Below are 3,316 nucleotides of genomic sequence, written 5' to 3' on the forward strand. Positions count from 1 at the left end.
GATGTCGTTGAAGGGTTTGAAGCTGTCGATGTCGACGTAGCAGATAATCGACTCGCGGGCCTGTTGCAGCAGGCGCGTGAGGCATTGCTGGATCGGTACGTTGCCCGGTAGCAGGGTGAGGGGATTGGCGTAGCGTGCCTGCTGGATTTTCAGTTCGGTGATCAGTTTCAGCACGTCGATCACCCGGCCGAGGCCGAGGTAACTGCCGTTGAGGGTGATGATGAAGTCTTCTTCGATGCGCTGGCGGGCGCGGCTGGTGATCAGGCGGCTGACTTGCTGCAGCGACTGGCTGATTTCCACGGCGAGGAAATCATCGTTCATCAGGCGGCTGATCGGTTTGCGTGCAAACAAGTCCGTGGCAAACGGTTTGAGCAGTGCGTCCGACAGCGAGTGGCGATGGACGATGCCGCAGGGCTGGCCTTGTTCGTCGAGCACGGCGAGCGAATTGAGGTTGGCCTGGCGGCGGAAGGCTTCCAGTACCGTCGCGGTGGGCGTATCGCGTTGCACGGCGGGCTGGTCGTTGAGCAGGGCGCTGAGGTCGCTGCCTTCGTCATTCAGCGCGACAGCGCTGCTATCGTGTTTGGGCATCAAGGCGCGAGCGTCGCGGGACGGATGTTCCTGAGGGCGGCCGAGCAGGTAGCCCTGCACCAGGTCGACGCCCATTTCAGTCAGCACCGCGAGTTCTTCCGGCAACTCGATCCCCTCGGCAATCACCTGCGCGCGCGAGGCTTTGGCGATTTGCAGAATCGAACCGACAAACTCTCTTTTCAATGCATCCTGATGAATGCCATCAATGAAATGCCGGTCGATCTTCACGTAATCCGGACGCAATTCCGACCACAGGCGCAGGCTCGAATACCCTGCACCCAAGTCGTCCAGCGCAATGGAAAAACCCATCGCCCGATAGTGATGCAGAGCGGTTTGCAGCAACTGAAAGTCATCGATTGGCGTCTGCTCGGTGAGCTCGATGACCACTTGGCTCGGCGCAATGCCCAAGTCCTGCAGCAGTTGCAACGTTCGTCCGGGTTGGTGCGCGGCTTCGAGCAAGGATTCCGGCGAGACGTTGAGGAACAGCTTGCCCGGCAGTTGCTGCTCATTGAAGCGGCGACAGGCGCTTTGTCGGCAGGCGATCTCCAGTTCGCTCAATCGGCCAGCCTGTCGCGCCACGGCGAACAGTGCAATCGGCGAGTGAAGAGGGCTGTTGGACGGGCCACGGGTCAGGGCTTCGTAACCGAGAATGCGGCGTTCGGAAAGACAGATGATCGGCTGGAACAGGCTGTGTAAACCGCTTTGAGTCAGGATCGAGCTCAACGCGCTCAGCTGTTCGGTCGTGGTCATGGCAGTCTCTGGCGATAAAAAAAGGACCGGGAGCGCTTGCTCCCGGTCCTTTATTGCACGACAGAATGATGACTGTTTGATGACGATCCGGGGATCGTCAGCACTAAATTGCCATCACTTACTTCTTGGCCACCTGATTGCTCAGTTTCAGGTAATCCAGCAGCACGCGCCCGGTTTCGCTCAGGTAGGCATCGTCTTCCGGTTTGACCTTGTCCGGCTCGGCAGCGGCCAGTGCGTCTTCGTCTTCTTTCTTCAGCTCTTTGAGCGGTTCTTCGCCTTTGGCCTTGCGACGGATGTTCTCCATCGCCAGTTGCTTGGCGTCGATGTCGGCGTGCTGGGCGCGACGATCAGCTTCGTTGAGGCTGACGGTTTTTTCTTCCATCAGTTTCTGCGCCAGGGCCAGCTTGTCGCGGATGAACACGAACTCGGCATCCTTGTTGGTGCGCGCGTCATGTTCGGACTTCAGCTGGGCGAGGAACGGCTTGAACGGATCGGCCGCTGGTTTGATCGCCGCGCGGATGGTGTCCCACGGCATGGCTTCCGGCAGGGCGCTTTCGCCGATTTCCTTGGTGTCGATCAGCGACGGGTAGTCGATGTCCGGCAGTACGCCCTGATGCTGGGTGCTCTGCCCGGAGACACGGTAGAACTTGGCCAGGGTCAGTTTCAGTTCGCCATGGTTCAGCGGCTGAATAGTCTGCACGGTGCCTTTGCCGAAGGTCTGACCACCGATGATCAGCGCGCGGTGGTAGTCCTGCATGGCGCCGGCGAAGATTTCCGAGGCCGAGGCGGACAGGCGGTTGACCAGCAGCGCCATCGGGCCTTTGTAGAACGCGCCCGGGTTTTCGTCCTCGAGGACGTCGACACGGCCATCGGCATTACGCACCAGCACGGTCGGACCTTTGTCGATAAACAGGCTGGTCAGTTCGGTGGCTTCCTGCAGGGAGCCGCCGCCGTTGTTGCGCAGGTCGATGACCACGCCGTCGACTTTTTCCTTTTGCAGCTCGGTCAGCAGCTTCTTGACGTCGCGGGTGGTGCTCTTGTAATCCGGGTCACCGGCACGGAAGGCCTTGAAGTCGAGGTAGAAGGCCGGGATCTCGATCACGCCGAGTTTGTAGTCCTTGCCGTCCTGTTTCAGGCTGAGAATCGACTTCTTCACGGCCTGGTCTTCGAGCTTCACCGCTTCACGGGTGATCGGCACGATCTTGGTGGTCTGGTCGTTCGGCGCATTGCTCGCCGGGATCACTTCCAGGCGCACCACGGTGCCTTTCGGACCGCGAATCAGTTTGACCACTTCGTCCAGGCGCCAGCCGACCACGTCGACCATCTCTTTATTGCCTTGGGCAACGCCGATGATCTTGTCGGCCGGAGCGACCTGCTTGGTCTTGTCCGCCGGGCCTGCCGGCACCAGACGCACGACCTTCACTTGATCGTTGTCGCTCTGCAACACGGCACCGATGCCCTCGAGGGACAGGCTCATGTTGATGTCGAAGTTTTCCGCGTTATCCGGCGACAGATAATTGGTGTGCGGGTCGTAGGACATGGCGAAGGTGTTGATGTACGCCTGGAAGATGTCTTCGGCACGGGTCTGGTCCAGACGCGCCAGCTGATTCTTGTAGCGCTTGGTCAGGGTTTCCTGGATCTGCTTCGGGTCTTTGCCGGCGATCTTCTGGCGCAGCACTTCGTCCTTGACGCGTTTGCGCCACAGGTCGTCGAGTTCTGCGGTGGACTTGAGCCAAGGCGCGTCCTTGCGATCGATCAGCAAGGTCTCCTTGGTGTTGAAGTCCATCTTGTCGACGCCTTTGTTCAGCTCGGCGAGGGCGAAGTCCAGACGCGCCTTGACGCGGTCCAGATAGCGCTTGTAGATGGTGAACCCGGCGTTGAGGTCGCCGCTTTTGAGGAAGTCGTCGAACTGCGTCTTCCACTTGTCGAATTCGGCGATATCGCTGGCCATGAAATAGCTGCGCGACGGGTCGAGCAG

2 protein-coding genes are annotated in these 3,316 nt (G+C 59.7%); both read right to left on the reverse strand.

From position 1 onward, the window contains the following. Positions 1 to 1,338: EAL domain-containing protein (locus OQK_RS18795; RefSeq protein ID WP_016773738.1), on the reverse strand; the 1,338-nt coding region annotated here is incomplete at its 3' end. 118 nt (positions 1,339 to 1,456) lie between these two features. Continuing rightward, a partial coding sequence (locus OQK_RS18800; protein ID WP_038861383.1) for a carboxy terminal-processing peptidase occupies positions 1,457 to 3,316 on the reverse strand: 1,860 nt, incomplete at its 5' end.

The organism is Pseudomonas sp. R62 (assembly GCF_000257605.1).
Lineage (GTDB): Bacteria > Pseudomonadota > Gammaproteobacteria > Pseudomonadales > Pseudomonadaceae > Aquipseudomonas > Aquipseudomonas atacamensis.